This is a genomic window from Citrobacter sp. VF227, assembly GCF_052950715.1.
The window spans coordinates 1-429 of the sequence record NZ_JBRFVF010000675.1 but is presented as its reverse complement, the minus strand read 5'-3'; the positions used below and the strand labels follow the sequence as shown (position 1 = coordinate 429).

The following is a 429-nucleotide window of genomic DNA, read 5'->3' as shown; positions in this document are numbered from 1 at the left end:
AGGTAGCGCAGAACATGCAGCAGCCAGCCAGAATGGCAGGTTAATGCTTTGCATGAACAGCGGCGTGCCCGGCGGTGGACCAACGGTCCAGCCGATGTTCAGCACGGTATAGTTAAGTGAGAAAATTTTCGTTTTATTGGTTGCAGGCAAGTTATCGGCAAGCCAGGCTTTCAGCACCGTGGCGAAGACGGAGTAGGCGCAGTTGATCAGGGCAAAGAGCAAAACCACTATCACGGCGTTATGCACCAGCGGAATAGCGATAAAGCCGGAGGCAAAGCCGCAGATAGCCAGCAGCATATAGCGTTTTTTATCGAACTTGTCGGCCAGAATACCAAAGCCAAGGCTGAGCACCACGCCAATGGTCAGCGCGACCGTCATCGCATAACCGATTAGAACGACACTCAGGTTGTACTGCCGGCTGAGATAGAT

The 429-nt window shown here is 52.9% G+C and carries 1 protein-coding gene; it reads right to left on the bottom strand.

Annotated elements, in window-relative coordinates; all coding sequences use genetic code 11:
- Positions 1-429 (bottom strand): MFS transporter (locus ACU8YC_RS28505; protein ID WP_446896453.1); only part of this gene is annotated, 429 nt, incomplete at both ends.